Below are 26,639 nucleotides of genomic sequence, written 5' to 3'. Positions count from 1 at the left end.
TTTTATAGGGTATTATATGAAAATATATTTCATAAAAAGTAATTTTAACTCTTTTCTAGTTCTTACTTTTTTGTAAATAGCCATCTTTGATTAAAAATAATTCATCGCAGTATTCTGTTAAATTAACATTGTTTGATAGCATTAAAATAGCGTGTTTACTCTTTATATGCATAATTAAATCCATTACTGCTTCTGTACTTTTTTTATCAAGTTCTCCAGTTGGTTCATCAGCTATTATTAAATGAGGATCGTTAATCATAGATCTTGCAAGTGCTACCCTCTGCTGTTTTTCAATTGAAATTTCATCTGGAAATTTGCTGATTTCAACAATACCAACGTTATTGAGGACTTTAGATGCATTATTCATATCTTTTGAAATCATGGGAAGCATCGTATTTTCTAAAAGGTTTAGATATGGAAACAGATTAGCCCGCTGGTAGACGATTCCTATTTTATTTTGCCGAACTTTGCTTCTCTCTGATTTAGATAATTTAGACGTGTTTTGACCATTTATTAAAATTTCACCGTTTGTAGGAATGTTTAAAAGGCTTGCAAGATTTAATATGGTTGTTTTTCCAGATCCAGATGGACCTAAGATGAGATTTAGTGAATTTTTCTTAAGTTCTAAATTTATTCCTTTTAAAGCTGTTATTTTAGTTTTATCAGTACCATAAGTCTTCCAAACTTCTTTAAACTTTAAAATATTATTATTCATATCTTAAAGCCCCCACAACATCCTGTCGGGTGTAATAAAATATGGTATATGCTGCCAGTAACATGCTCAGGCAGGTTGTAAGAAGTAAAGCTATGACTGGTAACCACCAGGGGATTAAAATAGAGAGATGTACAACTTTTATAACGTTTGATAAAATTATTATTCCAAAAATTCCAACTACAATACCTACTAAAGCCCCAATAAATCCCAATAACCCTGCCTCTAACAGATGACTTAAAATGATCTGGTGTTCTGTAAAGCCCAGTGATTTTAGCAAGCCTATTTCTCTCTTTCTTTCAAGTAAGTTAACGGTCATGGCATTGGTGATTCCAAAAATTCCAATTAAAAACACTATGCTGGCCATTAAATCAAAAAAATTTATGATATTTTTTAAAATAGTTTCGACAAGGCCTAAAAATTGAGATTTACTTATATCTATACCTAATTTTGAGTTTATAAAATCATTTACGGTATTTAAAAGGTTAGTGGTGCTGCCGTTACCGCCTGATTGATTTAAAATTGAACTTCCAGCAGCTGCCTGATTTTGGCCAAGGAATGTGCTAATTCCCAGTCCAGAGCTAACCAGAATCACGAAGATGAGCACGCCAAACCCTATCCTTAAAACGGTAGAAGCATTCCTAAACCAGTTTCTGCGTAAATTTTTATATGAAATACTATAGATGCCTGTATTCATCTAGATATTATTTATGGGAAGTATTAAAAATAATTTGCGATTCATGGGTGCAAAAGTAGTTAAAAAACAGGATATATGGTTCTATTTTTTTATTGTGGATATTTTATAATTTAAATATCTGCTTCCATTATAAAAAAGTAAATAACTTAAACTTTATTAATCAAGATTTTAGGGGATTATATTTATTAAAATTTCTAAAATGTGGTTTTAATTGGTTTGTAAGCATGAAAAAATAATTTTATAATTATTAAATGAAATTTAGGAAATAATACTTTAAAAATCTTTTAATAAAAAATTTTTAATGCCTTCGAACATTTCATGTTCGGGGCATGTAAAAACCGAAGGTTTTTACGGTTGTGAAGCTTCAAAAAATCAAAGATTTTTGTGGCCGAAGAAATTTAATTTCCTCCGGAAAAGAAAATGCGAAGCATTTTCTTAAGTTTTGCTTCACAAACATCGGAAATCTCCGATTTTAGAATGTTCAGAAATGCGTAGCATTCGAAAACCTACGGTTTTCGATGCGTCAAAAACTTCGTTTTTGACAGCATGCAAAAATCTCTGATTTTGCTAACAGTTCTTCAAATGTATTTAAGCAATTAAAAACAAATATTTTAGTAAGATTAAGGTGAGTTAGTTATTTAAATACTGTAGTTGATGAAAACTCGTGTTTTTGAACTAAAACCATAATTCAGGTTTGGAGGTTAACGTATGCAGGCAAAAACAAGTGGATTGATCTTAATAGTCCTTGGTTTAATTATAATTGCTTTCCCTCTTTTAGGAATACTCCCTTTTAGTTTGCTTCTTGGAATTTCCGTGCTATTTTTAGGTATAGGGCTTTTAATAGCAGGTATAATTGGAATCCGTGCAAGTACTACCATGGGCGTTGTGGAGTTAATACTGGGAATTATAGCCATTATTTTGGGTATAGGTATCATTATAAATCCTGGATTCTTCAGTTTCTTAGTTGCTTTATTGATTTATATTGCAGGTATATTCCTGATAATCGTAGGTATAATGGCATTTTTTGCTAAAATTAGAAATAAATGGGTAAGTATTGTACCTATAATTCTGGGTTTAATATACATCCTGATAGGATCAATAGTGGCAGATCCTTTTTATTTAGGTGCATTAATAGGGATATGGCTTTTAATTACAGGAATAATTATGTTATTCCAGGATTAAACTCGAAATTCTCTTTTAATCGTTAAAATTAGAAATAATTATTTATTTTTTTGAGATTTCAATTCTTCCAGTTCTTTTTCTATTTTATCCAATTTATCTAAAATAATCTCCATGGATTTAACTTCTTTTTCACTCTCTGTTTTCCGCTCTTCTCTCAACTGTTCTATAAGGGACGTAGCAATGGCAGCAGTGACCCAACCAGCATATCCAACACCGACAATTATTGCTATAACAGAAATGAATCTGCCGATTCCTGTATATGGGACTATATTTCCATAACCAACAGTGGACATGGTAACAATCATAAAATAAGCTGCATCATCAAGGGTAGAAGCCTGGGGATTTACTGGAGACTCAACCCAGAAGAAAAGCAGTGAGCCAAATACAAAAGTACCTACAAGAACAAATGTGGCATAATCCAGTCTGGTTTTTTCTGTAATATGGATTATATCTTTAATTCTCATTGCATATTTAAATAGGGCATAAATTCTGAATAAAAGCAGTATTACAACTAAATAATGCATATTTGGGGAAAGTAGGATAATAAGATATGCAAAAGGAATCATAGCAGGGATATAAATCCAATTTTTTGTCAGATATTGCTTTTTATGCTCTTGTTTTTTTATCCATTGTGCAGATTGGAGAATTATGAGTAAAGAAACGATTATATCAAAGTTTACCAGGCTTAATATAACTGGTTTTAAACTTAGAGCAAAATCCAAACCTAGAAAAATTAGGATTAGAATATCTATGAATATTGAAACGAATAATAAAGCATTGAAGACTAATTTGAAATTTCGCTGCATATTTTCATCCTGTTCTACTTTACTATTAAAAGTATATCTAAAATTATTTAAATATTCGCTACCAGTAAGCTTGACTCGTACTTAAAAACGATAGTAGGGTATATCTTTGTTTGTTAATTTATATTTTCTTAAAAATAAAATAAAATTAAAAGTTATAGTTTAAAGATACAGTACCTTCATTTGAAGTGGTGCTTTGATAGATGGTAACATTTCCACCTTTAAACAGTTGCAGTGTTATAGTTCCTCTGTTGTTATTAGTTTTCTGTACACTGACACTAACATTACCTGGATTTTGGCCTAGATCATATGTGGCATTTCCAGTTCCATTTATAGTTTGATTTCCATTTTTATATGTCAATGTGCCGTTCCATGAACCGTCTGAATTAATTTTAAGCGTTACATTTTGATCTGTTTGCATACTTGAATTGTTTTGTGCACTTGAATTATTTGCTGTTGAGTTGTTACTGCTTGTACATCCAGATACAAAAGTTATCAAAATCAAAAGGGCTATTAAACCTACTGCGATTTTTTTCATTTTAATATCTCCTTTTTTAAATATAATAACCTGAAAGCAGACACTTTAAGCTATTTATTTCCTTTTATGGGTTCAAAATGCGTCCATTTTTTTTAAATAGTTTAAACAAGTTTTTTGTAATAATATATTATTTTTAAATCATAAATAATCATCGATTTTATTTTTTTTAGGCAATAATATTTGAAATGCAAAGATTTAATGACAACCAATTACTTAATAATTATTAATAATAATTATTTGAGTGTTCTCATTTTGTTAATGGAGAGTGTTAGAATGTTATCTAAAAAACATGATTTACGTAAGATGCGTGAAAGTGAGAAGGAGCATACAGTTAATACGACTACTTACGGCAGTCGATATTTCTGTGAAAGTGTGCCTAAATTTGAGATGCCTGAAGAGGGTATGCCCGCAAGGGCAGCTTATCAGATAATACATGATGAGCTGAATCTGGATGGAAATCCTGCCTTAAACTTAGCAAGTTTTGTAACCACATGGATGGAACCTGAAGCCGACAAACTGATACAGGAAAGTATAGATAAAAACTATGTGGACAACGATGAGTATCCTCAGACAGAGAAGATACAGGATAGATGTGTTAATATGCTAGCTCGTCTATTCAATGCTCCTAGTGATTGTAAATCTATAGGTACCAGTGCCATTGGGTCTTCTGAGGCTATCATGCTTGGACTTTTAGCACATAAATGGACGTGGAAGAAACGAAGGGAAGCTGAAGGTAAACCAGCGGACAAGCCGAATATAGTAATGGGGGCAGATGTCCACACAGTATGGGAGAAGTTTGCACGTTACTTCGATGTAGAATTAAGGTTAATACCTTTAAAAAGGGATCTTTACACTATAACTGCAGAAGACGTGACTGAAAACGTTGATGAAAATACTATAGCAGTGGGAGCAGTTATAGGAACTACATTTACAGGGCAGATGGATCCTATAACGGAAATAAACGACTGTTTGCTGGAAATTAAAAAAATTAAAGGGTGGAATATACCTATACATGTCGATGGTGCAAGCGGTGGATTTATAGCTCCATTTATATATCCTGATCTTGAATGGGACTTCAGGCTGGAACAGGTTAGATCTATCAACGTATCTGGCCACAAATATGGTCTAGTTTATCCAGGTATAGGGTGGCTGGTTTTTAAAGATAAAACAGACTTACCTGAAGAGCTTATATTTAATATAAACTATCTTGGAGGTTCAATGCCTAATTATTCGCTTAACTTCTCCAAGGGCAGCAGCACCATAATAGCACAGTACTACAACTTCATAAGACTGGGAAAAAAGGGTTATGGGGAAATTATACAGAATATGCTTAAAAATGCCAAGTATTTATCGAAAAAACTGGAGGAATCTGGTAGATTTGAAGTCATAAACAATGATATAATGTTTCCTTTAGTTACTGCAAGGTTAAAAGATGTTGATTTTGATGTATTCCAGCTTTCGGAAAAGCTGCGTGAAAAAGGATGGATCGTGCCGGCATATACCCTTCCAAAGGACGCAGAGAATATTGCAGTGATAAGAATGGTCATCAAAGAGAGTTTTGGTAGAGATATGATAGATATGCTCTTTAATGATATGGTAGATACCTGCGGCAGGTTGAAAGAATTATCTATCAAAAAAGAAGACGTAAAAGAACGGGAAAATCCATCACTGTTGTATTAAATATTTGTGCTCTGGATTTAATATCAGCAGCACATATTTGTTTATTTTTTTAATTAAAATTTTTATTTTAACTTTGAGATGATACTTGGGGGGTTTTTAATTGTTTCATGGACGCGTTCTGGTAGTAATAGTATGGCAGCAACCAGGAAACAAACACCTCCTGCAAATGTGCCCATATTAACTAGAAACATGTTTAGAGGCAGGCCTGTTCCGGGTAAAACAAATGCACCTGCTGCTGAAATTCCAAAGAAAATGGAGCCTAACATGTTCAACCCTGCTATATTCCAGGAAAAACTGCGGGGACGCCATGACCATAGAGCATGGCTGACTTCCATCCATGCCAGTAAACTGGCAACAAGGAAACAGATTGACCCGTAGGCATCGGGGATCCATACCAGAGGGGTTAACTGGTTGATGGACAGGTTACTGCGCAGGGCATTGAATGTGTTGAGGTTAAAGAATACAGTTCCAATGAACTGCACCACTACAGCCCACCACCCAATACGGTTTGGTGCCCATACAAGAATGCGAAATTTTTCTTTTTTGTTTAAAGGATTATATGGGGTGTTTATGGCCTCAAGGTACTGTAGGAAAGCTGCAGATGTAAAAAATATGGAACCGATAAAAAAGGTCAGGCCGTCGTACGTATCTCCAACCGCTGTTAAATATGAAGGTATAGCACCAACTGCAAAACAGGTGGCTCCAATCGAGAAAAGAACCCCGATCCACCATCCTATGGCGCCGGGTGCCCACCATGTTGATCCTTTACTTTTATCGAGCTGAAAATGATGTTTTCGTTTGTGGCGAGAAGTCCAGGAAACTTTTTTACCTTCAGGGGTTTTTAATGTAGCCTTTGTTGCGAATGGGCCTGGTCCTTTAGCATTTAGGCATGACCAATCTTCTGGCAGGTTAACAGGAAGCACATCACATTTGTTCTTGTTAATGGTTTTATCTGTTTTCATTCTGGTGCCCTGCTGCTTCTTATTAATTTTTACTAAACTAAATATGGCAATGGAATTATTATCAGTGTTAAACGGTGTCCTGTTTTGATATGATTTTTTATTTAATGCACTGGTTATTATTTTTATAAATTAAATATATTATGGAGGCGAACTTGTTTGGCACGTGTAATGCTTCTGAATTTTTCAAGAGGTAGTGTTATATGTTTTAGACAATGGATTCAAGCTACAGTAATAACATAAATACTCTAAAGAATTGTTTATTTATATTGTTTTGTCAATTCAGTTTTTCTACATATTAAAATAGAAATAGTGGCTGTTCGCCTTATTTCCAGTTTCAGTAGAGTAGAGTGGGATTTTTATTCTGGTCTATGTCTGTTATCCTGTCTTCTTCCGACTGTTCAAGTTTTTCAATTGATTCCATTATATCTGCAAAGAACATTTCTGCCATATCTTTACTGAAACTCTCCTTCACAACTATTCTTAAAACGGCAGTGTCATCTGCGTTTGCAGGTAAGGTATATGCTGGTACAATCCACCCTTTCTGCCTGAGCTTTTCTGAAAGATGGAACACGCTGCACGTGGTATTTTTGAGTTCTACAGTTACTATTGGAAATGTGACGCTTTTATTTATAACTTCAAATTTACCAGACCCGTTTAACCTGGTTGCGAGGTAGCGCGCATTTTCCTGCATGTTTTTCATTATCTTTTTGTAACCGTCCATCCCAAGTCTTATGAAGTTGTAGTACTGTGCTATTATGGTGCTGCTGCCCTTGGAGAAGTTAAGCGAATAATTAGGCATGAGGCCTCCTAGGTAATTTATTTTAAATATAAGCTCTTCAGGGAGATTTTTTTTATCTTTAAACAGCAGCCATCCGATACCTGGATACACTAAGCCGTACTTATGGCCGGATACGTTGATAGATCTAACCTGTTCCAGCCTGAAGTCCCATTCAAGATCAGGGTATAAAAACGGCAGTATAAAGCCCCCGCTTGCAGCATCAACATGTATTGGTATATTCCACCCTTTAGTCTCCTTAATTTCAAGTAGTGCCTTGTTAATATTTTCTATAGGATCCATCTGTCCCGTAAATGTTGTCCCAATTACTGCCCCCACAGCTATGGTATTCTCGTCAACTGCAGCTTTAACATCTTCTGCGGTTATTGTGTATATATCTTCTTTTAATCCGCTTATATAACTGAATGAAGACATAATCTCGGTGATTTTGGTATCTGTTATTTTGCATATGTCTTTTCTAAGGGGTATAAGTCTGAGTTCCACGTCGAAATAGAGGGCGAACTTCTCCCATACTGTGTGGACGTCTGCACCTATCACTATATTCGGCTTGTCCGCTGGTTTACCTTCAGCTTCCCTTCGTTTCTTCCACGTCCACTTGTGGGCCAGAAGTCCGAGCATGATAGATTCTGAAGAACCTATAGTAGCGCTTCCAATGGAGTTACTGTCTTTAGGGGCATTGAATAACCTTGCAAGCATGTTTACAACTCGGTCCTGGATTACTTGAGTTTGAGGATACTCATCGTTGTCGATATAGTTCTTTCCCATACTTTCCATTATTAACATGTCGGCTTCAGGTTCCATCCATGTGGTTACAAAACTTGCTAAGTTTAAGGCAGGGTTACCGTCTAGATTCAGCTCATCATGTATTATTTGGTAAGCAGCCCGTGCAGGCATTCCTCTATCGGGCATTCTGTACTTAGGTACGCTTTTTCTGAAGTAACGGCTGCCGTAAGTTGTGGTATGTTCCCTTTCTAACTTACTCATTTCACCTAAATTTTTCTTGTTTGATAACATCTAAAATCCTCCTGTTTTAAAAATAATTTTTAATTGCAACTTTAGAATTTTAATAAATCTAAATAATAGTTTTATTAAAGAAAAAAATATTTTTTTTGATATTTTCATTAATTAAACAATGGTAGTTATTTTATAAGTTTTTGAGCTAAATCTTTGAAAACTAATTTTTTGCAGAATAAATGCCTAAAAGTAGTGAAGCGACGTGTATCTTAAATAATTCTAATCATAAGTATTTTTGTATGTTTTTAATGGATTACAGCTAAAGGTGGAATTTCCTTTGTTGTTAAAAAGCAATTTTTATTGGGGTATCAGGATCAATACCTAATGATAATAAGAGCAAGAACTGAACAGGGGCAAGTATAAAACCTCCTCCAATACCCAAAAGCCCTGTTGCAAATCCTACTCCCACGCCAGTAATTATTAGGATAAGTATATGCGTGGAATTAATTAACAGGATATTAATTTAGTTTTTTAATCAAAAGTTTAGATAACTAGTTTTTAGTCGGGGTATAAAAATAATTGTAATAAACCTTAAAATTCTACAAGGTTATATTAATCCATGTAAGCTGCTATTCTATAAGCTGTTTTTCATCTATTTTAGGTAATGTGACAATATTACACCAAAAATCTATAAAAGTACACATATACTTTTTAAAATCTTCTAAATCAATTGGTTTGATTATACATGCATTTGCATATTGTTTGTATAAGTTATTTATATTCGTATCGTCAGTGGACCCTGTAAGTATAATTACAGGAATGCATTTTAATTTATCATCTGTTTTAATCTCTTTAAGTATTTTTAAACCATTTTCTGCAGGTAAACCTGAATCTAACAAAATTAGAGATGGCTTTTTACAATTTTTATATTCATTTCTATTATATAAGTAATCCATAGCAGTTATACCGTTATCGACACTTTTAATATTCATTATATTACAATTATCTAATAATTCCATTATTAAACGAGTATCGGCAGGACTATCCTCTATTAATAATATTTCAACATTATCTAGGGCACTCATTTAAACCTCCACATTAATTTTTGTAGTAAGTCCATTTTATTTTGTAAAACATAATTCAAACAATTTTTCATTTTTTTTAAGTGGAGTTGTATTTTTGTATAATTCATATTCGTTAAATGCGGGTTGTTAAAATTAGAATAAATTATGGACTACAAGCTTTAAAAGTTGAAAAAATTTAACTTAATGATCTATTTTTAGCATTCTGGGGAAATTCTTATTTCTTTTTGCACACTACTTCAGTAGGGCAGGTATGGACGCTGACCATTTGCACTGATTCAACGTTGTTAATGATGCTTTGTTCAACCTCATGAGCTATCTTATGGGATTTTTCAAGTTTTAAATCTTTATTCAATTCAATATGTAACTCTGCAGATACATATGGACCCATATTATTAACTTTCACATTATGAACACCTTTAACACATTCTGAAACGAGTGCAGCTTTTTTAACATCGCCAATGATTTGATTTGAGGGTATTTTACCCATTAACGTGTTAATATTATCTTTAGCTAGATGGAAAGCTGTATTAAGTATTATTATGGCTATAAATACTGATACAAGAGTATCCATGATAGATATCCCAAATTGAGATCCAATAACTCCTATTAAAACGGATATACATGAAAATATATCTACTCTTTGATGTTTTCCGTCAGCTATAATTGCCTGGCTGTTAATTTTCGCTCCTGATCTTATAAGATAAGTGCTCATTGTATAATTTACTCCTATTCCAATTGCAGCCATTACAGCAGCTATCATACTGGGAGGTATAACTTCTCCTCCCAACATAATTTTGGTATAAGCCTCAGATATTATCTCATAAGCCACAATTAACAAAAAGACAACAATAATAAGTCCTACAATAGGTTCAGCCCTTCCATGCCCATACTGGTGATCATCATCTGCGGGTTTCATGCCTATCTTAAAACCAACAAAAGCCAGAACAGATGTTATAACGTCTGATAAAGTATGGAACCCCTCAGCTATAAGTGCACTACTTCCAGAAACTATTCCTACAATTAAATTAAAAGCTGTAAGGAATATATTTCCAGATATGGCAATGTAAGATGCTTGTTTACCTACTTTTTCTCTTTCGGGTGTATTCTGCAAAAAATCAGTCTCCATTTATTTTTAATGATTGGGAGTATTCATTTATGTGACAAGGATGGATAAATCTGTTGTTCAAAGAAGATAAACATAATTTCACATTTAGTGGTAAGATTACAATGTTTTAAGTATTCATGTATTTAGATCAATTATTTAATTTTTAGAATTAGCTTTTATAATTTAATTTATCTGTTAAAAATCTCAATTTAGGAATTTTGAGGGTTTTTGGGCTTCCAAAAATTATGGCCAACAAAATCTTTGATTTTGTGGCCGAGAAAACTTCGTTTTCTACGGCTTTGGCAATGTGAAATAAAAGATAGAACCAGTAATATCAGCTATTAAACTAATTAAATAAAGCCTTAAGCTGTTTTATGTTAAATGACAATGTAATCACGAATCTTGAAAGTTATCAGTGATTTCATTTTGTAATTGGTTCTGTTGCTATTTTTCTAAGAGTCACTATTTTTATTTCTATGTTATTTGCCTCCATTAAATAACATTTCAAAAAATAAATTACATAAATTTAAACATATTGAAAACTAATTAATCATATAAGAAACTATTTCAATAAATTAAATGAGGTGTTTTAAAATAACTGAACCTAAAGACCAATTAACAGATGACCCGAAGTCTAAATTAAAGAATAAAGCTATATCATTAGTTACCTACCTGTTTGAAGATGAGGATGAATACAAAGTGTCTCATAATATACAAAAAAATATAGATGGAGATATCTGTGTATTTATTACAAATAATAAGAACAGATTTAAATTGATTGATACTAGAGAACAATAAATTTTATTTTTAACTTCAAAACCAAATAATAAATAAATTTAATTAAATTCTTTCCTTTTGGGTATAAAAACACTTATAATGAACCCTAAGATCAAAATCAGTGTTAGGGCATTGAAAGTTTGTTTCATTGCATAGCTAATGGTAGATTCAACGATCTGTGTGGCCTGCGGTACTAATTCTGGAGATATTTCGGGTGGAACTGTCTGCATTTTTTCCACGTAGTTAAAGAGACTGTCATGTATTTGCTTAGTTGTCATGTTTCCATCTAAACCTGCTGATTCTATTCCAGATGTAAGGCCGCTGAATATTCCAAGTATAAGTAAAACTCCAATTAAAGCTGTTCCTATAGAATAGCCCAGATTTTTAAATGCATTTAAAAAACCTGCAGCATCAGTTTCCTGGTCACTTCTTGCAGCTGACATGGTTAGATTGGTTAATTGTGAAAGTAAAAGGCCCACTCCAATACCAAATACAACTGTTCCGGGTATAATATCGATTATTTGGGTGTTTATGTTAAATACACCGCCCAGTATGAATGCACCAGCTGCAGAAATGATAAATCCTATCATTAGGATATATTTAGATTCTAAAATCGATGATAATTTTGCACCAAGCAATGAAAAGATTAAAATACTGATTGATGCAGGTAAAAGGGCAACACCAGTCATAAATGCGTTGATTTTGGCCACCTGCTGCATGAATACTGGAATTATGAAAAGAAATCCTGCCAGGGGTATCTGCTGTATAATGGAGTTTAAATTCCCTAAACCAAATATGCGGTTTTTAAGGAGGGATATGTCAGATAAAGGTTCCATCCCCTTATTAATTCTTCTTCTCTGCCATAATAAAAATAATATAAACAGAATAGAACCTGAAATCAATAGTACTGCCACATAAGACCAGTATTCTGGCCTTGTAAGTAATAAAATGCCTAGAACAATTAAAATTAGGGATACTATTGAAAGTAACACACCTACTTTGTCTAAATCTTTCCAGGTTAACGTTGGTTTTGATTCACTTAAGTAATGTCTGAAAATTAGTATGACAGCAACAAAAACCAGTTCTGAACCGAATACAAGTCTCCAAGTAACAAATGTAGTGAATATTCCACCTACAATCGGCCCAACTGCAGCACCCATTGCTGCTATTCCTCCCCATATCCCAAAAGCGGTGACTCTATCTTTACCTTCGTAAGCAGTTCCGACTATTGTTGTGGTTGCAGGTAAGATCATAGCTGCCCCGATGCCTTCTAAAATGGACCATCCTGTAAGGAGCATAAAAGCATTTACACTTAGGGTTGCTGTGATTGTTCCACATGCATATATTATTAATCCAATAAGAAATGTCTTCTTTCTACCAAGAATATCCTGAAGTTTACTTCCAAGCAGCATAAATGATGCAATTATTAATGCATATAATGCGATTATGGATTGGATAATGGATAACGTTGTATTTAATTCTACAACGAGGGTACTTATGGCTACATTCATGGCTGATGAGTCTAAAACAATTATAAAGATTGCCATGCAGGCAATTATCACTACACTCCATTTATTCTGGTTTTTATGAGCCATAAAAATCCCTTTACAATTTATTAAATTTAATATGTATTTTATTAAATTTAAATTTTTGCTTTAAGGTTAATATCAATTTTCAGACTCAATTAAGGTTTAAAATCAATAATTTTTATTTTATAATTAAAAGGATTTTAGTTTAGATCAAAACATCTTTTTTTATGAATTTAAGGAAAAATATAAGTATTAATTTTGTAATATATAGGTAATAGTCGGTGATAAAATGAATCGTGATAATTTAATTATTGCTGGAATAATCATTGCAGTTGTAGTGATTATTGCCGTTGTACTGGCTGTATCCGTTGGAAATAACACATTCACGAGCGGTAATATATCTTTCCAGTACCCTAAGTCATGGAGCCAAAACCATGTGGTGGGAGATTTTACCAATAATTCACTGTATTCTGAGATTACTTTAACTGCAAATATTCCTGATAGACAAAGCCCCACATCATATATTGTTATTCAAATGCAAAAGAAATCACAGGGGACTTTACAGCTTCCGGGAACAAATACGATAGTGATGAATACCACAAATTCAACAGTTGGAAGTGCTAACATTGGAAACTTTAAAGCAACTCAGCTGGGATCCTATGGGTCAGATGTAGCTCAAAAAGTAACAATTGTAGATACTGGTAGCAATTATCTTGTACTGGAGTATATTTGTCCACCAGGTGCATTGAATCAGACTGAACAAGCTTATAGCCTTATTCTACAGACATTAACTATTTCCTAAATTTTTTCTTTTTATTTTATGTAAATGTTTTGGATGCCTAAAAATAAATTTAATGATTATATAAAGTTTTAAATTCATTGATTTTATCAATTTGGGAATAAAAAATAAATTTAATTTGTAAAAAAGAATAAAACTTATAATTTGCATGAATTAATAACGCCTGCTCGTATCAAATGGTCTGCAAGTACAACTGCGATAGAAGATTCAGCAACTGATGTTACCCTCGGACAAATGCAGGGGTCATGTCTTCCCTTAATTTCAATTTCTGTATTGTCCATTTTTTCAAGATCAACAGTTTCCTGAACTTTAGATATTGATGGTGTTGGCTTTACAGCCATTCTGGTTACAATTGGCATTCCATCTGAAATTCCACCTAATATTCCGCCAGACTTGTTTGTTTTAGTTTTAATCTTATTGTTATCCACATAAAATTCATCATTCATTTGGGAACCTTTTAAACCAGCAGCTTCAAATCCTGCTCCAATTTCAACACCTTTAACGGATCCTATTCCCATTAAAACCTTTGCAATATCTGCATCTAACTTGTCAAATACAGGCTCTCCAAGACCTGCAGGTACATTTAAAACTATTGTTTCAACTATCCCGCCTACAGAATCTCCTTTTTGTTTTAAATCAAGAATTAATTCTTCCATTTTTGCTGCAGCTTTTAAATCTGCACACCTTACAGAATTATTTTTAATATTTTTTTCTATTTCAGTTAATTCGACCTTTTGAGCTTCGATACTGCCGACTTTTGTTACATGGGCTATGACTTTGATATTTAACTTTTCAAGAAGTTTTTTTGCAACTGCACCACCTATTACATGTCCTATGGTAGTTCTTCCGCTTGCCCTACCTCCGCCTCTGTAATCATAGTGTCCATATTTACTTATCCATCCATAATCTGCATGCCCTGGTCTTGGTTTATTTCTAAGTGCTTTGTAAGCTGATGAATCCATATCCCTGTTATAGACTGCTGCTGCAATAGGTGTACCATCTGTTTTTCCTTCAAAGATACCTGATAAAATCTGGACTTCATCTGTTTCGCCCCTGGAAGTTGTAACTTTACTTGTTCCAGGACGCCGCCTGTCAAGTTCCTTTTGTATGTCCTCTTTTGATAATTCCAGCCCTGCGGGACAGCCGTCTACAACAGCACCAAGTGCAGTGCCGTGGCTTGAGCCGAAGGTTGTTATTTTAAACATTTTGCCTGTTGTATTTCCTGACATGGGTCCACGTCCTTATAAAATATTTGAGATTGAATTAATAGTAATTTAAAATTTTTAAATGATTATTAAATATTATCTGGATTTACATTTATTAAATGTTAATAGTAGTATCTTTGAAAAATGGTTCTTTTGATTATGTTCAATAGTTTACTTTATTTTAGCTAATAGAAACTAAAATAGTTCAATCACAATTATAATTTAGATAATCCATCTGCTTTTGAATTTTAATTCTAATCTCTTTGCCTGCAATTTTTTCACATAAAAACAGGCCTAAATCTATTGAAGAGGTCACGCCCCTTGCAGTTATAATATTTCCATCCTCAACAATCCGTTTATCTGTTGCCTTAGCTGTGAATTTTTTAAGATTTTCCATCAGCAGGGGGTGAGTGGTGGCTTTTTTATCTTTAATCAGTCCTGCAAGCCCTAAAATTATAGAACCTCCGCACACTGATGTTATTGTTGATTTATCTTTTGCTGTTTTTATCCATTCAATGAATTCTTTGTCCTGTGCAATGTATTTTACCCCTTCTCCTCCAGGCACGACAATAAAATTATATTCACTTAAATTATTTAGAATTTTATCTGCAGCGATTTCTAAACCTTCTGCAGCAGTTACTTTGTTTTTGTTGGAGCAAACATCATATTCTAAGTTATTTATAAATCCCATGGTCTTTAATCGTGTTATAGGGTCATAGGCTCCGATAAAATCTAATGTTGTCATTTTATCGTAAATTATAAAAGCTATTTTCATTTTTAGTCTCCAGATAGTGTACTGTCATTTAAAACCAATAAGCATGTGTTGACTTAAGTTATATCCTTACAATAAAAGCAGTTTTTTCTCCCCTGTCAAACCCTGCATTTTCATAAAAATTTAATATGTTTTCATCTTTCCTGCTGGTGGTGAGCACCACTTTGTAGCAGTTATTTTCTTCAGCTACCTGGACCGACTTTTTTAAAACTGCAGTGCCATATCCTTTATTCCTATAATCAGGGTGAGTAACTACATTTTCTATTATTCCATAGGGTCTAGCTGACCTTGTCAGGTTTTTAATGATGGTTAAATTACACGCGCAAACAAGCTTATTGTCTTCTTCAATTACTAAATAAAAATAGCTGGGATCAGACAGTATTTCATTCCAGTGTTCTTTTAAGGCAGTGTCTATCTTTAATTTAGGATCATCTGGGATTAAATATTTATAAAGAGATAAGAGGCCTTCTAATTCTTTGTAATTAATTAGACGTACTTTTTTCATCATTGTAAACACTATTGTTCCTTAATTCTTGCATATAAAGCTTGGTTATGAAATTTTCCGTATTTAAAAACACTGTTTCTTAAAATTCCTTCCAGGATAAACTCATTTTTTTCAAGGACTTTTCTTGATGCAATGTTATGTTCGAGGGGGACTGCAAAAATCCTTTCTAATTCTAAATTATCAAATGCATATTTTACGATAGCTTCCAGTGCAGAAGATGCAATGCCTTTTCCCCAGTGGTCTTCGCCTAACCAGTAACCAACTTCTGAAGACTTTCTCTCTATATCTTTACCTACAATAAGCCCTATGGCGCCAACAGCTTTATCATTTATGGTTATGGCAAAATTATGGCCCCATTCTTCATTCCCTGCAAATTCTATCCATTCTTTTCCATCTTCAATAGTATATGGATATGGAAATGCATCTCTCAAAGTAGATGCTACATTGTAGTTATTGGCGTTTTTAACCAGATTTTCAAGATCGGAAGCCTTCCATTTCCTTAATGTACATTTATCACATTTAATTATCATTATTAACCCATTCACTTTTTTACTTTTAGTTAAAATCTGAATTTTAATTTATTAATAGTTTAAGTATTTCTATAACCTAATACAATTACCAGTTTGGAAATAACTGATCTATTGGTGACATATGTCACAAACCACGTGAAAAATTAGATAGTTCATCTAATTGTATAACTGTTCGAATGTTTTTATAATTAATTTAATAGTTTGTTAACTTATTAAAATGTTTGAACATTTCTTAAAATTTAATCTGGGATTGTTAATATCTAATTATTCAAATTAGAGGTAATACTTCCGTTTTATTACTTTAGTATCATAAGTTAATATACAAATAGTGTTTGGAATTAGTATTAAAAAATCAGTAATACCTTAATATTGGCAGTATATGCATATATGTGCGTTGTTGCTTTTAGAAACATTTAATAGATGTATATAGAAAAGGGGACGCATTTAACAATATGTTTATATGCTGGAACGTTAAATTAGATCATACGCAGCAATATTGATTGTATTCATCAATGTTTCTAAACGTGAAAAGTGCTGTTACTTGAGTTGAGTAATATTACTTGATATGAAACAATTAATTCAATTGTTGGATATATGAATATAAAATAGTCAATTAATTTGAAGGTGGTATTAATGGGCATGAATAGGGTTACGATTTCGGTACCTGAAGATATTGATTTGATCTTTCGTAGAAATGCAGCAATAAAATTTGCTTTTAGAAGAGGCTGGTATGGGAAAGCTATACTTGAAGCAATACAACTTTGGATTACACACCAAACAAGTAAAAAATCTGATATTTCTGAAGAAGAAAAAAATTATCTGTGGAACATCTTTAAAGATAAAATTGATATTGATTCTGATAATCCGGAAGAAATATTAGATTCAGTTGTCCAGTATTTTGAAACTGATATTAAGTATGTTGAAAAAGTGAATTACAGATTAAATGACCACAAAATTATAGTGGATAAAGAAGATTCATTAGACTCTTATCTTCCTCAGTTAATAGTACAGGAAGATGGTTCTGTATATTTAAGCTGTATTGTAGAAAATGTTGCTTGTGCAGCTATTAAAGATATAACTGGACAGGAATATATAACTTCTAATTCACGCACATTGCTTTGTACCTATGAATCAATTAATTCTGAGGCAGAAACTCAGAAAAGCGAAGTCTTAGAAAATCAGGTAAATCCAATTAGATCTAAATAAAAAATAGAAAGGCTCAATAATCACATTACTTTCATTAACTTAAAATATCATTGATATCTAAGTACAATATTTCTATAAAGAATGAAGTTTGTTGATTATTAGTCTCAATTCTTATTATTCCGCTTAACTGTTCTAATAGTGCATGTGTAAGCTTCAAATCATCTGAATTTTTCACTACAGGAACTTTAGGTCGGGGTCCATTATCTGCAATTTCTATAGTTATTCTACCGTCCTGTGATTTAGATTCAATCATTAAATTAATTTTGGCACTTTTTGTGAATGATTTAAGTCTGTAATTGAGTATATCATTAATAATAAGGCCGCATGGAAGTATAATATCTAGATTCATAGGTGCATGACCTTCGATTTTCAAATCAACCAAACTTTCTGCATTATAAATATGGAGAAGCTTAGAACATATTTCCTGAACGTATTCATTAAAATCTACCTGTTTAACATCCTCATAATACAGGAGTTGTTCGTGGATATTTTGAATAAAACTCAACCCTACTACCTTATTTATCTTATTTTCATTTAGATAAAATTTATTATACTGTTCAGGCTGGTCCAGTTCTTCGTTTACACACAGAAGATTGGTCATGGTCTGCAAAATATTTAGAATTCGATCATTAAACTCCTCTGAAATTATATTTTTAGCTTTAATTGTATTTATTAAATCTCTTTCAGTATTTTTCAGCTTAGATACATCAGATATTGCTGTTATGGAGGCTATTATATTCCCTGATTTATCAAAAACAGGTGAAGAGTTAATCATAACAGTTTTATCGGTATATTCATCGTATTTTATAACTTGTTCTAAGTTCTCAATATCTTCCCCACTTATAATTGATTTGATTGAGGGGAATTCTTCATCAGCTATTTTTTCACCATTGGGGCTGTATAAGTTGAGTGCATTGATATTATTTATTTTTATCAAATTTTTTTCTATATTAAACTCATCTAAGTTATAATTACCGAACATGTGGAGTAATTCTCTGTTTACAAAAAATTCATGTGATTCCCTGCAGTCTAAAATAATGATTCCACAAGGGACTGCATTTAATAAAATTTCAAGCCATTTTAATTCTGATTCATCGGAATCATACTGGTTAAAAAATTCAGTTTTCGGGTTTAAATCTATAATATCGTCATATTCTTCCAGATATGAATAGTTTTCAATGGTTAGATTAGCTTCTTTTTCAATGTCTTCTTCTATAAGTTGTTCGTAATTTTGAAGCTTCCAATTTAAATCATCGACTTTCTTTTTTTCAATTGCAAGGAGAACTGACTTTTCTAGTAATATGGGAGTTAACTGCTCTACTAGTAAATAATTATCAGTTAATTCTTTAACTTTTTCCTCATTTTTGGCACGGGTTATAATAACCAATGCAGGTTTATTCCACTTTTTTGAGATTCTATCTAGTGTTGCTTTCTCAAAAGTATCATAACATTCCATTTCAAACAAAACAGCATCAAATTCTGAAGCATCAAATTCTAATAAATCAATAAGATCATCTAAATTAAGCATATCTTTAAGATGAAGATCAGTAAATCCCACAATCGCCTCGAAGGGATAATTTATATTATTCTTAATTAAAAGAACACTTATATTCATTGATGCTCATCTCACTTGTTAAATTTCTTATTAACGTCTATTTTTGCGTAAATACTGAATTGTTCAATGGATTTAAATTTTCCAGTGTTGTACTGATTTTTTACTGATAGTTAATAAAGTATAAACATAGATATCACATCATCACATAAAAAAATTTCTACTTCTCCATAAATATGAATTAAAAATAAAATTATGATTTGAATTAAGAGGATATATCGTCTAACATGTTTTCACTATTTAATCTATCTTTAAAATGCCCTACTGTTCATTAAATGTATTGATCAATTTATCAGTTTTTATAAACCACTATTTTTGACAATAATCTGTGAAAAAAGTTGCATTTTCACGTCTATTTTTAATATTACTATATTTAAAGCCATTATGATAGTCAATATATTTTAAATTAATTTAAAGTTTTAATTGGCCCATTTATATGGTTTATTTTGTTTTAATTTGTAAAAATATAGAATTTTAACTTTTATAAACTGTACTATTAAAATCTAACTATTTTACGATTTTGCTATTTGTTATAAGATGCATTGAAATGTTTGGCCAGAACAGTGCGGGAATGTCTATCATGAAAAGCATGGGGACATTTTGATGAGAGTAGTATTAAATGTTTTGATGATATTCATATCACGATTTATAAGAGCGTATAGATATGAATGGAAGGGGATCACTTTGGATTCAAAAAATCTATACAAAAACACATCATTTGAAGAATTAGACTATCTGAAAGATATAGAACTCTATTCTCAAAGATATAGCAATAAACTAACAGTAAACCGGGTTTTTGACGAGGAATATTATCATTCAATGAGGCATGTGACCTTTTTGCTTCCAGCATATAATGAAGAACAGTCCATTGGTGCCCTGGTCAAAAATATCCGCAGATATCCCAAATCAAGAGTCATTGTGGTTGACAACAATTCTAAAGATAAGACTGCGTATGTTGCAAAAAAATCAGGGGCCAATGTACTTAAAGAACGAAAACAGGGAAAAGCACATGCTATAAAAAGAGGTTTTGAGAATGTAAAATCTGATTTTATAGTAATGCTGGATGCAGATAACACATATGATCCAGAAGATGCTCAAAAACTTTTAAAGCCATTGATGGATGGTAAAGCGGATGTAGTTCTAGGATCTCGTCTATTAGGCAAACGCGAAAAAGGCTCTATAAGTCGATTTAACCTGGTGGGTAACCGCCTGTTGAGTTTTTTTGCCAGCATACTGTTTTCTAAAGTTTCGGATGTATGCACTGGTTACTGGGCCTTTCAAAGAAAAGTGATAGACAGTCTTTTGCAGGAAGGTATAGATTCCGATGGTTTTGATTTAGAGGTTGAAATGTTTTCAAAGATTTCTAACAACAATTTCAGAGTATTAGAAATTCCTATTAACTATAAAAATCGATTAGATTCCCCTAAATTAAATGGATTGAATGACGGGATTAAAATATTCAAACGAATGTTAAGTTACTGGATTAAAACAAGAAGAGTGAGAAGATGAAAATTGCAATTATAGGCTGCCGTGGTATTCCTGCCAAATATGGGGGTTTTGAAACTTTTGCTCAGGGATTAACGGAAAATCTGGTAAAAAATGGTTATGATGTCACTGTAAGCTGTGAACACGAACCATTGCAGTCTCGTAAAGATAATTATATGGGGGCCAAACTGGAGTATTTTCCTGTAAAACCGCCTAAAAATTATTTTTTAAGGAAAATTTATGAGAATCTCTCGGATATTTATTTCCTGATTAAATTAAGCAGGAAACATCAGCTAATATACTTTTTGGGTATAGAAGTGGGTATGTTTCTTTTCATCCCTAAGATACTTAATAGAAGGTCTCAAGTTCTTGTTAATATAGACGGGGTCATGTGGCAGAGAAGCAAGTTTAGTCTACTGGAAAGATGGCTTTTAAAGATAAATCATGATATGGCAACTGTATTTGCAGATAAAATAATTGTAGATGCTCAAGCAATGAAAAATTATGTGGATACGAAATATCTGGACAAAACCAGTTACCTTTCCTATGGGATCGATGTCCCTAAGAGAGTTACATGGAATGGTGAATCATTGAAGCTTCTTAAAACTTATACTTCAATTGAGATTAGTCCTGGAGATTATTATCTTGCGGTAGCACGATTAGAGCCAGAAAATAACATCCATATAATAATAGATGCATTTATTCAGGCTGAAATTTCTATTCCATTGTTAATAGTTGGAGATTTCACAAGTAAAGATTATAAAGAAGAGATTGAAGCTATAGCAGAAGAATGCACTCAACCTGGAGTAATATTTTTAGGATCGATTTATAATCAAAAACTTCTGGATATGCTTCGGCAGAACTGCTGTGCATATATTCATGGTCATTCAGTGGGAGGAACCAATCCTTCTCTTTTAGAGGCTGCAATTTCTAGAAATATAATTATAGCACATGATAATCAGTTTAACCGTGAAGTTTGCGGAACATCAGCAGTTTACTTTAAAAATGAAATAGAACTCTCTAGAAAAATGAAATCAGTTTATAAACATCATCAAAGTTATCTTAAGCTCAAGGATGACGTTTACTATAGAGTAAAAAATAATTATTTATGGGACCGGATTACAGAGGGCTATCTTTCTCTTTTCCAGATAATCGATGAAGAATTTATCACACACAGGGAGATGGATCATGAACAAAAAGATGAAGCATGATTACTGTGATTTATGTGGTTCCAGGCTTCATAAGTTAGTCTTTACTAATCATGATCGCATGTTTCCTGAAATTGGAGGAGAATTTAAGATATATCAATGCCAGAATTGTGGGCTTTCATTTTTAAATCAACCCAGTCCTGAAGAGCTTAAAAAAAATTATTCTACAGGTTATTCTATTTATTCTGATTTAAAAGGTCCATCTCACTCCAGAAAAATTTTCACATTGATTGAAACATTGTATCATTATGTCCAAAAAAATAATAACTCGGGATTTTTAAGGGTATTTAGATTTTTACTTTTACCGTTTTCATCATATTTCAGGACTGTAAAAGTTGTTGAAAATGGTAAATACCTGGATATTGGTTGTGGAATTGGTTATTTCCCTTTAGTCATGAAATATCTTGGAATGAAACCTCATGGGGTAGAACCAGTTGATTTCAACCAGGAATTATCCCAAAACTACAGCTTAAATATTTCAAATTGTACTTTAGAAGAAGCGAAATATAATGATGAATATTTTGATTTTATTACCCTCAATCATGTTTTTGAACATGTTCCTAATCCTTCAGAGACCATGAAAGAAATTTATCGAATTTTAAAGCCAGGGGGTCATCTTATAATAGCAGTGCCAGTGAGTGACTCCCTGGCTTCGAAGGTATTTGGAAAATACTGGGCGCAGCTTGATACTCCGCGTCATTTATACCTTTTTTCAACTAGCGTCCTGAAAAAATATGCTAAAAAATATAATTTTGATATTTTGGAAATAAGATATAATTCTGACCCCAGATATCAGATTATAAGTTCATTTATATATTTTTGGGAAAGTTTTAGGGGTAAAAAATCTAGACGTATTTTAATTCATAATTTATATTTGAATATGCTCCTTATTCCATTAACTACAATTTTAAATTTATTTAAAATTGGAGATCAGTGCGAAATAATCTTAAAAAAGCAACATAGTTACTAATAAATTGTAGTTTTAAAAATGAAATTTTTTAAGCGTTTTATACATTAAAATCTTGAGAAATTTTATACAGGTAGATTTAGATGATTCAACTTAAAAACGGAAAAACAAATAAAAAATCAAAAATTTTGATGGTCATATCTTATCCAGATACTCGCCTGAGAAAGGAAATAGATACCCTGCTAAAATGTGGATATGAAGTTAAAGTTATCATTTGGGAGAGAGGCTGGCCGTTTACCTGCGATAAAAAAGTTGATGTAAAAGGTTTAGGACTTAATGCTCCAATAGGCCGTATTAATTCATTATTATATTTCCCAATATGGTTTTTATACCTTTTTTTCTGGCTATTTAAATCGGAATGGGATGTAGTCCATGCTGTAAATTTTGATACATATTTATTTTCACTGATTGCAGCTAAAATTAAAAATAAACCCATAATTTATGATATATATGATTTTTATGGGGATATGATGCCATCTATACTTCGAAATATTATTGTAAAGGTGGATAAACGTTTATTGCCATTTTCAGATGTTCTAATTTTGGCCGACGAAGCAAGGGTTGAACAAATAGGCGGAAGTATACACAAAAATATTTTTACTATAAATAACAGCCCTGAAGAAGATAATTTTGATAAAAATTATCGTGATGACAATATAAACACGTTTAAAGTATTTATTGGAGGTAAAATACTAAAAGAAAGATGTTTAGACGTTGTAATTTCTGCTATTGGTAAAATAGAAGGCGCAAAACTAAGTATCAGAGGGCATTGTGATGAAACAGATTATAAGCAGCAAATAATACGGCTCAGCCAAAAATTTGACAATATAGACATTTACTTAGATGGAGTTCCCTATGAAGAAATAGTTAAAGGGACACTGAGCGCGGACCTTACCATTGCACTTTATGATCCAGATATTCCCAATAATAAATATGCCAGCCCAAATAAGCTTTTTGAAGCTATGGCATCTAAAATTCCAATTATTGTGAATGAAAATACCTCAATGGCAGATATTGTACGAAAAGAGAAATGTGGAATGGTAATACCCTACGGAAATGAAGAAGCTTTGATCTGGGCAGTATCTCGTTTAAAAAATGATCTTAGCTTGCAGAAAAGGTTAGGGGATAACGGCAGAAAAGCCTATGAGAACAAGTATAACTGGACAATTATGGAAAATCGGTTGAACAGTATCTACTGTCAGGTTCTTGATGGGGGATTTTAGAATGTATCTAAAAAACCCTTTTCGTATGAAAGATTGGAGGATTAAAGAATTTCTTGCACTGATTGCTGAGGTCCAAGTTGTATTCTCCGTATTCATTCTCCTGGATTTTGCTGGTTTAAATGTCCCCATTGTTAAAAATGTAGTTGGATTTATATTTATTTTGTTTGTTCCGGGCATGCTTTTACTTCGCTTGCTGGATTTAGACGGAATAAAACGTAATGGGCAGGTCCTTTTGTATACTGTTGGGCTAAGTCTAGCTAGCCTCATGTTAGTAGGATTTTTGATGAATACAATTTACCCTATTTTTGGAATTAATAAACCACTATCCTTTGTATCAATTTTCGTTACTATTAATGTTTTAACTGTTATTTTGTATTTTATCTGTTATAAGATAGATAAAGGCCGGAGGTACAAATTAATTTTACGAAATTTAAAGGATATGGTGATTAAAAAATCACCACCAAATCATGTAAATGTTAAAAATTTAATGGCATCACAGGTCCTATTTCCACTTTTAATACCGTTTTTAAGTGTTTTAGGGGCTTACATGATGAATGTATATCAGTTTAATATTTTAACAATGCTGACGATTTTTTTAATAGGTTTAATGGCACTGCTTGTTGGTATGGGAAAAATTAATTCTAAATACTATTCATTATGGGTATTTGTAATTTCATTTTCCCTTTTACTGCACAAATCTCTGATTACCAACTATATTTGGGGATGGGATGTAAACATTGAGTACTTTTTAGCAAATCAGGTTGTTGCAAATTCTTTCTGGGATCAGAATCTCCCTATGAACTATAATTCTATGCTAAGTGTAATGATGATGGTGCCTATTTTTTCGACCTTCATTAACACAGGACTAATCTGGATAATGAAAATTGTTTATCCATTTATTTTCTCATTAACACCTTTAGGCTTATATTACGTGTTTCATAAACAGACCAGCCCTCGTATAGCGTTTTTTGCAGCATTTTTCTTTATGATACAGTTTACTTTTTACACTGAAATGGTATCGTTAATCCGGCAGCAAGTGGCTGAACTTATGTTAGTTCTGGTATTGATGATAATGGTCAACGAACAGATGGATGTAATAAAAAGGTCAGTTCTAGCCATAATTTTTGGGATGTCTATTGTTGTAGCACATTATGGGTTAGCGTACATTATGATGTTTATTTTATCAGTAAGCATGATTTTCCTGTATTTTATTGATAAGAACCCAGTTAATATATTTAAAAAATATTTAGCCAGGGGTAAGTTAGTTGACAATGAAAAGGGTGAAATCAACACAAAAATAAAACGTTACAGATCTGTTATTGGGAACAGCAGGATAATCATCACCCCTCCATTTGTAGCCCTATTCATATTATTTATTTTGATATGGGATATTTACACCTCTAACTCCACAATTTTCCAGAGTTTCGTTAACATAGGCTGTAGCATAATAGGTAATCTCTACAGTTTTATGGATCCGAATGCCACTCAGGGTTTAAGCTTGGTGATGCAGCAGCAGGTTACTCCTCTGCGTAATCTGCAGAAGAATTTCTATCTGATCAGCCAGTTATTCATAGCGGTAGGTATTCTTGCATTGTTATTTGGAAAAGATGGGATGAAGTTTAAAAAAGAATTTAAAGCCCTCAGTTTAGCTGCATTTATAGTGCTAATGGCAGGAGTCTTTTTACCTTTCTTTTCAAGCCAGATGAACACTTCCAGGCTTTATCACATGTCATTAATTATTTTAGCGCCATTTTGTGTAATTGGAATTATAAAGGCATTCCATTTGTTTAGACCAGTTTTAAGGCTTAAACCATTTTCAAAAATCAGCCGTAATAATTTATTTACGGTGATCTCCATTTTTCTGGTGGTTTTCCTGTTTTTTGACACTGGTTTTACATACCAAATTTTAGATAGGGCTGATGTTACTTCTATTGCTCTTAGCACCACCTGTGATTTCCCTAAATTCGATCAAAGAGAGGTAACAAGTGGCGAATGGTTACAAAAATATTCTTATAATGGTACTGATATTTACGCTGATAAAAATAGGGCCAGTGTTTTAAACAGCATGGTTTCCTGTATGGAGATCCCTGCATATTTTGATCTGGTCAACAGTACGTCCTACATATTTTTGGGGACCGTGAATATTGCCAGAAATAAGGTCTTGATATCTCAAATGGCAGGGGCCAACATAGTGATCAATGAAGGCTATCGGCCGCCTGATGAAATACTCAGTGAACGGTTCAGGATATACGATGATGGAGGTTCATATATCTACGGATCAGCGGTTCGTGGATAAATCAAATCTAA

Annotated in this window: 23 protein-coding genes; 9 read left to right on the top strand and 14 right to left on the bottom strand. The window is 32.6% G+C overall.

Going from position 1 to position 26,639, the window contains the following annotated elements; genetic code table 11:
* Window positions 1-55: 55 nt before the first annotated feature.
* Together AAGU07_RS12790 and AAGU07_RS12785 are read right to left on the bottom strand one after the other, a co-directional pair.
* Entirely contained in the window at window positions 56-715 is a 660-nt protein-coding gene (locus tag AAGU07_RS12790) for an ATP-binding cassette domain-containing protein (RefSeq protein ID WP_342459497.1), read from the bottom strand.
* Window positions 708-1,409: an ABC transporter permease gene (locus tag AAGU07_RS12785; RefSeq protein WP_342459496.1), complete on the bottom strand. Its 702-nt coding sequence runs from the start codon at window positions 1,407-1,409 to the stop codon at window positions 708-710. Before AAGU07_RS12785 ends, AAGU07_RS12790 begins: the two co-directional genes overlap by 8 nt.
* Before the next feature lie 708 nt (window positions 1,410-2,117).
* On the opposite strand from AAGU07_RS12785, the gene AAGU07_RS12780 reads away from it, so the two are divergent.
* On the top strand, window positions 2,118-2,591 hold the full coding sequence (locus AAGU07_RS12780; RefSeq protein ID WP_342459495.1) for a DUF308 domain-containing protein: 474 nt from the start codon (window positions 2,118-2,120) through the stop codon (window positions 2,589-2,591).
* A gap of 38 nt (window positions 2,592-2,629) precedes the next feature.
* On the opposite strand, the gene AAGU07_RS12775 is transcribed toward AAGU07_RS12780, so the two are convergent.
* Window positions 2,630-3,397, bottom strand: a complete 768-nt coding sequence (locus tag AAGU07_RS12775) for an ion channel (protein WP_342459494.1) — start codon at window positions 3,395-3,397, stop codon at window positions 2,630-2,632.
* Between the two features lie 145 nt (window positions 3,398-3,542).
* The gene (locus AAGU07_RS12770; RefSeq protein WP_342459493.1) at window positions 3,543-3,932 is read right to left on the bottom strand and encodes a hypothetical protein; all 390 of its coding nucleotides are present in this window, start codon (window positions 3,930-3,932) and stop codon (window positions 3,543-3,545) included.
* A gap of 273 nt (window positions 3,933-4,205) precedes the next feature.
* On the opposite strand from AAGU07_RS12770, the gene AAGU07_RS12765 reads away from it, so the two are divergent.
* Entirely contained in the window at window positions 4,206-5,612 is a 1,407-nt protein-coding gene (locus tag AAGU07_RS12765) for a glutamate decarboxylase (RefSeq protein WP_342459492.1), read from the top strand.
* A 62-nt stretch (window positions 5,613-5,674) separates the two neighbouring features.
* Here the strand turns inward: AAGU07_RS12765 and AAGU07_RS12760 are convergent, their stop codons facing one another.
* The 5 genes from AAGU07_RS12760 to AAGU07_RS12740 all read right to left on the bottom strand — a co-directional run bounded on the left by AAGU07_RS12760 (window position 5,675) and on the right by AAGU07_RS12740 (window position 12,886).
* Window positions 5,675-6,574: a hypothetical protein gene (locus AAGU07_RS12760; RefSeq protein WP_342459491.1), complete on the bottom strand. Its 900-nt coding sequence runs from the start codon at window positions 6,572-6,574 to the stop codon at window positions 5,675-5,677.
* Between the two features lie 334 nt (window positions 6,575-6,908).
* Window positions 6,909-8,384, bottom strand: a complete 1,476-nt coding sequence (locus AAGU07_RS12755) for a pyridoxal-dependent decarboxylase (RefSeq protein ID WP_342459490.1) — start codon at window positions 8,382-8,384, stop codon at window positions 6,909-6,911.
* Between the two features lie 569 nt (window positions 8,385-8,953).
* Complete coding sequence (locus AAGU07_RS12750; protein WP_342459489.1) at window positions 8,954-9,409, bottom strand: response regulator; 456 nt, start codon at window positions 9,407-9,409, stop codon at window positions 8,954-8,956.
* Between the two features lie 214 nt (window positions 9,410-9,623).
* On the bottom strand, window positions 9,624-10,520 hold the full coding sequence (locus AAGU07_RS12745; RefSeq protein ID WP_342459488.1) for a cation diffusion facilitator family transporter: 897 nt from the start codon (window positions 10,518-10,520) through the stop codon (window positions 9,624-9,626).
* An 830-nt stretch (window positions 10,521-11,350) separates the two neighbouring features.
* Complete coding sequence (locus tag AAGU07_RS12740; protein ID WP_342459487.1) at window positions 11,351-12,886, bottom strand: MFS transporter; 1,536 nt, start codon at window positions 12,884-12,886, stop codon at window positions 11,351-11,353.
* A 223-nt stretch (window positions 12,887-13,109) separates the two neighbouring features.
* Here AAGU07_RS12740 and AAGU07_RS12735 point away from each other — a divergent pair, with 223 nt between their 5' ends.
* Window positions 13,110-13,622 carry a hypothetical protein gene (locus AAGU07_RS12735; RefSeq protein WP_342459486.1) on the top strand — a complete coding sequence of 171 codons (513 nt, stop codon included), beginning with the start codon at window positions 13,110-13,112 and terminating at the stop codon, window positions 13,620-13,622.
* Window positions 13,623-13,756: 134 nt separating this feature from the next.
* Here the strand turns inward: AAGU07_RS12735 and aroC are convergent, their stop codons facing one another.
* The 4 genes from aroC to AAGU07_RS12715 form a co-directional block, all read right to left on the bottom strand.
* Complete coding sequence (gene aroC, locus AAGU07_RS12730) at window positions 13,757-14,848, bottom strand: chorismate synthase (protein WP_342459485.1); 1,092 nt, start codon at window positions 14,846-14,848, stop codon at window positions 13,757-13,759.
* A gap of 181 nt (window positions 14,849-15,029) precedes the next feature.
* Entirely contained in the window at window positions 15,030-15,599 is a 570-nt protein-coding gene (locus tag AAGU07_RS12725; protein ID WP_342459484.1) for a DJ-1/PfpI family protein, read from the bottom strand.
* Window positions 15,600-15,657: 58 nt separating this feature from the next.
* Complete coding sequence (locus AAGU07_RS12720) at window positions 15,658-16,104, bottom strand: GNAT family N-acetyltransferase (RefSeq protein ID WP_342459483.1); 447 nt, start codon at window positions 16,102-16,104, stop codon at window positions 15,658-15,660.
* Window positions 16,105-16,112: 8 nt separating this feature from the next.
* A complete protein-coding gene (locus AAGU07_RS12715; protein ID WP_342459482.1) occupies window positions 16,113-16,631 on the bottom strand; it encodes a GNAT family N-acetyltransferase in 519 nt (172 codons plus the stop codon).
* Window positions 16,632-17,264: 633 nt separating this feature from the next.
* On the opposite strand from AAGU07_RS12715, the gene AAGU07_RS12710 reads away from it, so the two are divergent.
* Window positions 17,265-17,837 (top strand): hypothetical protein, encoded by a 573-nt coding sequence (locus tag AAGU07_RS12710; RefSeq protein ID WP_342459481.1) that lies wholly within the window; start codon window positions 17,265-17,267, stop codon window positions 17,835-17,837.
* A gap of 34 nt (window positions 17,838-17,871) precedes the next feature.
* On the opposite strand, the gene AAGU07_RS12705 is transcribed toward AAGU07_RS12710, so the two are convergent.
* A complete protein-coding gene (locus AAGU07_RS12705) occupies window positions 17,872-19,452 on the bottom strand; it encodes a histidine kinase dimerization/phosphoacceptor domain -containing protein (RefSeq protein ID WP_342459480.1) in 1,581 nt (526 codons plus the stop codon).
* A gap of 600 nt (window positions 19,453-20,052) precedes the next feature.
* Between AAGU07_RS12705 and AAGU07_RS12700 the strand changes: the two genes are divergently transcribed.
* The 5 genes from AAGU07_RS12700 (at window position 20,053) to AAGU07_RS12680 (ending at window position 26,628) form a co-directional block, all read left to right on the top strand.
* Window positions 20,053-20,958 (top strand): glycosyltransferase family 2 protein, encoded by a 906-nt coding sequence (locus tag AAGU07_RS12700; RefSeq protein ID WP_342459479.1) that lies wholly within the window; start codon window positions 20,053-20,055, stop codon window positions 20,956-20,958.
* Entirely contained in the window at window positions 20,955-22,145 is a 1,191-nt protein-coding gene (locus AAGU07_RS12695) for a DUF1972 domain-containing protein (RefSeq protein ID WP_342459478.1), read from the top strand. The genes AAGU07_RS12700 and AAGU07_RS12695 overlap by 4 nt, the downstream gene beginning before the upstream one ends.
* The gene (locus AAGU07_RS12690; protein WP_342459477.1) at window positions 22,123-23,112 is read left to right on the top strand and encodes a class I SAM-dependent methyltransferase; all 990 of its coding nucleotides are present in this window, start codon (window positions 22,123-22,125) and stop codon (window positions 23,110-23,112) included. The genes AAGU07_RS12695 and AAGU07_RS12690 overlap by 23 nt, the downstream gene beginning before the upstream one ends.
* An 80-nt stretch (window positions 23,113-23,192) precedes the next feature.
* On the top strand, window positions 23,193-24,332 hold the full coding sequence (locus AAGU07_RS12685) for a glycosyltransferase family 4 protein (protein WP_342459476.1): 1,140 nt from the start codon (window positions 23,193-23,195) through the stop codon (window positions 24,330-24,332).
* A gap of 1 nt (window position 24,333) precedes the next feature.
* Window positions 24,334-26,628 carry a DUF2206 domain-containing protein gene (locus AAGU07_RS12680; RefSeq protein WP_342459475.1) on the top strand — a complete coding sequence of 765 codons (2,295 nt, stop codon included), beginning with the start codon at window positions 24,334-24,336 and terminating at the stop codon, window positions 26,626-26,628.
* The last annotated feature ends 11 nt before the right edge of the window (window positions 26,629-26,639 follow it).

The organism is Methanobacterium sp. (assembly GCF_038562635.1).
Lineage (GTDB): Archaea > Methanobacteriota > Methanobacteria > Methanobacteriales > Methanobacteriaceae > Methanobacterium_D.
The sequence above is the reverse complement of the archived record's forward strand: the minus strand, read 5'-3'. Positions and strand labels throughout refer to the sequence as shown.

Excerpts from the sequence above, each read along its gene's own strand:
- AAGU07_RS12705 (WP_342459480.1), bottom strand. The coding sequence starts at position 19,452 with ATGAATATAAGTGTTCTTTTAATTAAGAATAATATAAATTATCCCTTC.
- AAGU07_RS12725 (WP_342459484.1), bottom strand. The coding sequence starts at position 15,599 with ATGAAAATAGCTTTTATAATTTACGATAAAATGACAACATTAGATTTT.
- AAGU07_RS12685 (WP_342459476.1), top strand. The coding sequence starts at position 23,193 with ATGATTCAACTTAAAAACGGAAAAACAAATAAAAAATCAAAAATTTTG.
- AAGU07_RS12720 (WP_342459483.1), bottom strand. The coding sequence starts at position 16,104 with ATGATGAAAAAAGTACGTCTAATTAATTACAAAGAATTAGAAGGCCTC.
- AAGU07_RS12695 (WP_342459478.1), top strand. The coding sequence starts at position 20,955 with ATGAAAATTGCAATTATAGGCTGCCGTGGTATTCCTGCCAAATATGGG.
- AAGU07_RS12710 (WP_342459481.1), top strand. The coding sequence starts at position 17,265 with ATGGGCATGAATAGGGTTACGATTTCGGTACCTGAAGATATTGATTTG.
- AAGU07_RS12700 (WP_342459479.1), top strand. The coding sequence starts at position 20,053 with ATGAGAGTAGTATTAAATGTTTTGATGATATTCATATCACGATTTATA.
- AAGU07_RS12765 (WP_342459492.1), top strand. The coding sequence starts at position 4,206 with ATGTTATCTAAAAAACATGATTTACGTAAGATGCGTGAAAGTGAGAAG.
- aroC (WP_342459485.1), bottom strand. The coding sequence starts at position 14,848 with ATGTCAGGAAATACAACAGGCAAAATGTTTAAAATAACAACCTTCGGC.
- AAGU07_RS12770 (WP_342459493.1), bottom strand. The coding sequence starts at position 3,932 with ATGAAAAAAATCGCAGTAGGTTTAATAGCCCTTTTGATTTTGATAACT.
- AAGU07_RS12755 (WP_342459490.1), bottom strand. The coding sequence starts at position 8,384 with ATGTTATCAAACAAGAAAAATTTAGGTGAAATGAGTAAGTTAGAAAGG.
- AAGU07_RS12785 (WP_342459496.1), bottom strand. The coding sequence starts at position 1,409 with ATGAATACAGGCATCTATAGTATTTCATATAAAAATTTACGCAGAAAC.
- AAGU07_RS12760 (WP_342459491.1), bottom strand. The coding sequence starts at position 6,574 with ATGAAAACAGATAAAACCATTAACAAGAACAAATGTGATGTGCTTCCT.
- AAGU07_RS12775 (WP_342459494.1), bottom strand. The coding sequence starts at position 3,397 with ATGCAGCGAAATTTCAAATTAGTCTTCAATGCTTTATTATTCGTTTCA.
- AAGU07_RS12735 (WP_342459486.1), top strand. The coding sequence starts at position 13,110 with ATGAATCGTGATAATTTAATTATTGCTGGAATAATCATTGCAGTTGTA.
- AAGU07_RS12750 (WP_342459489.1), bottom strand. The coding sequence starts at position 9,409 with ATGAGTGCCCTAGATAATGTTGAAATATTATTAATAGAGGATAGTCCT.
- AAGU07_RS12690 (WP_342459477.1), top strand. The coding sequence starts at position 22,123 with ATGAACAAAAAGATGAAGCATGATTACTGTGATTTATGTGGTTCCAGG.
- AAGU07_RS12780 (WP_342459495.1), top strand. The coding sequence starts at position 2,118 with ATGCAGGCAAAAACAAGTGGATTGATCTTAATAGTCCTTGGTTTAATT.
- AAGU07_RS12740 (WP_342459487.1), bottom strand. The coding sequence starts at position 12,886 with ATGGCTCATAAAAACCAGAATAAATGGAGTGTAGTGATAATTGCCTGC.
- AAGU07_RS12790 (WP_342459497.1), bottom strand. The coding sequence starts at position 715 with ATGAATAATAATATTTTAAAGTTTAAAGAAGTTTGGAAGACTTATGGT.
- AAGU07_RS12680 (WP_342459475.1), top strand. The coding sequence starts at position 24,334 with ATGTATCTAAAAAACCCTTTTCGTATGAAAGATTGGAGGATTAAAGAA.
- AAGU07_RS12715 (WP_342459482.1), bottom strand. The coding sequence starts at position 16,631 with ATGATAATTAAATGTGATAAATGTACATTAAGGAAATGGAAGGCTTCC.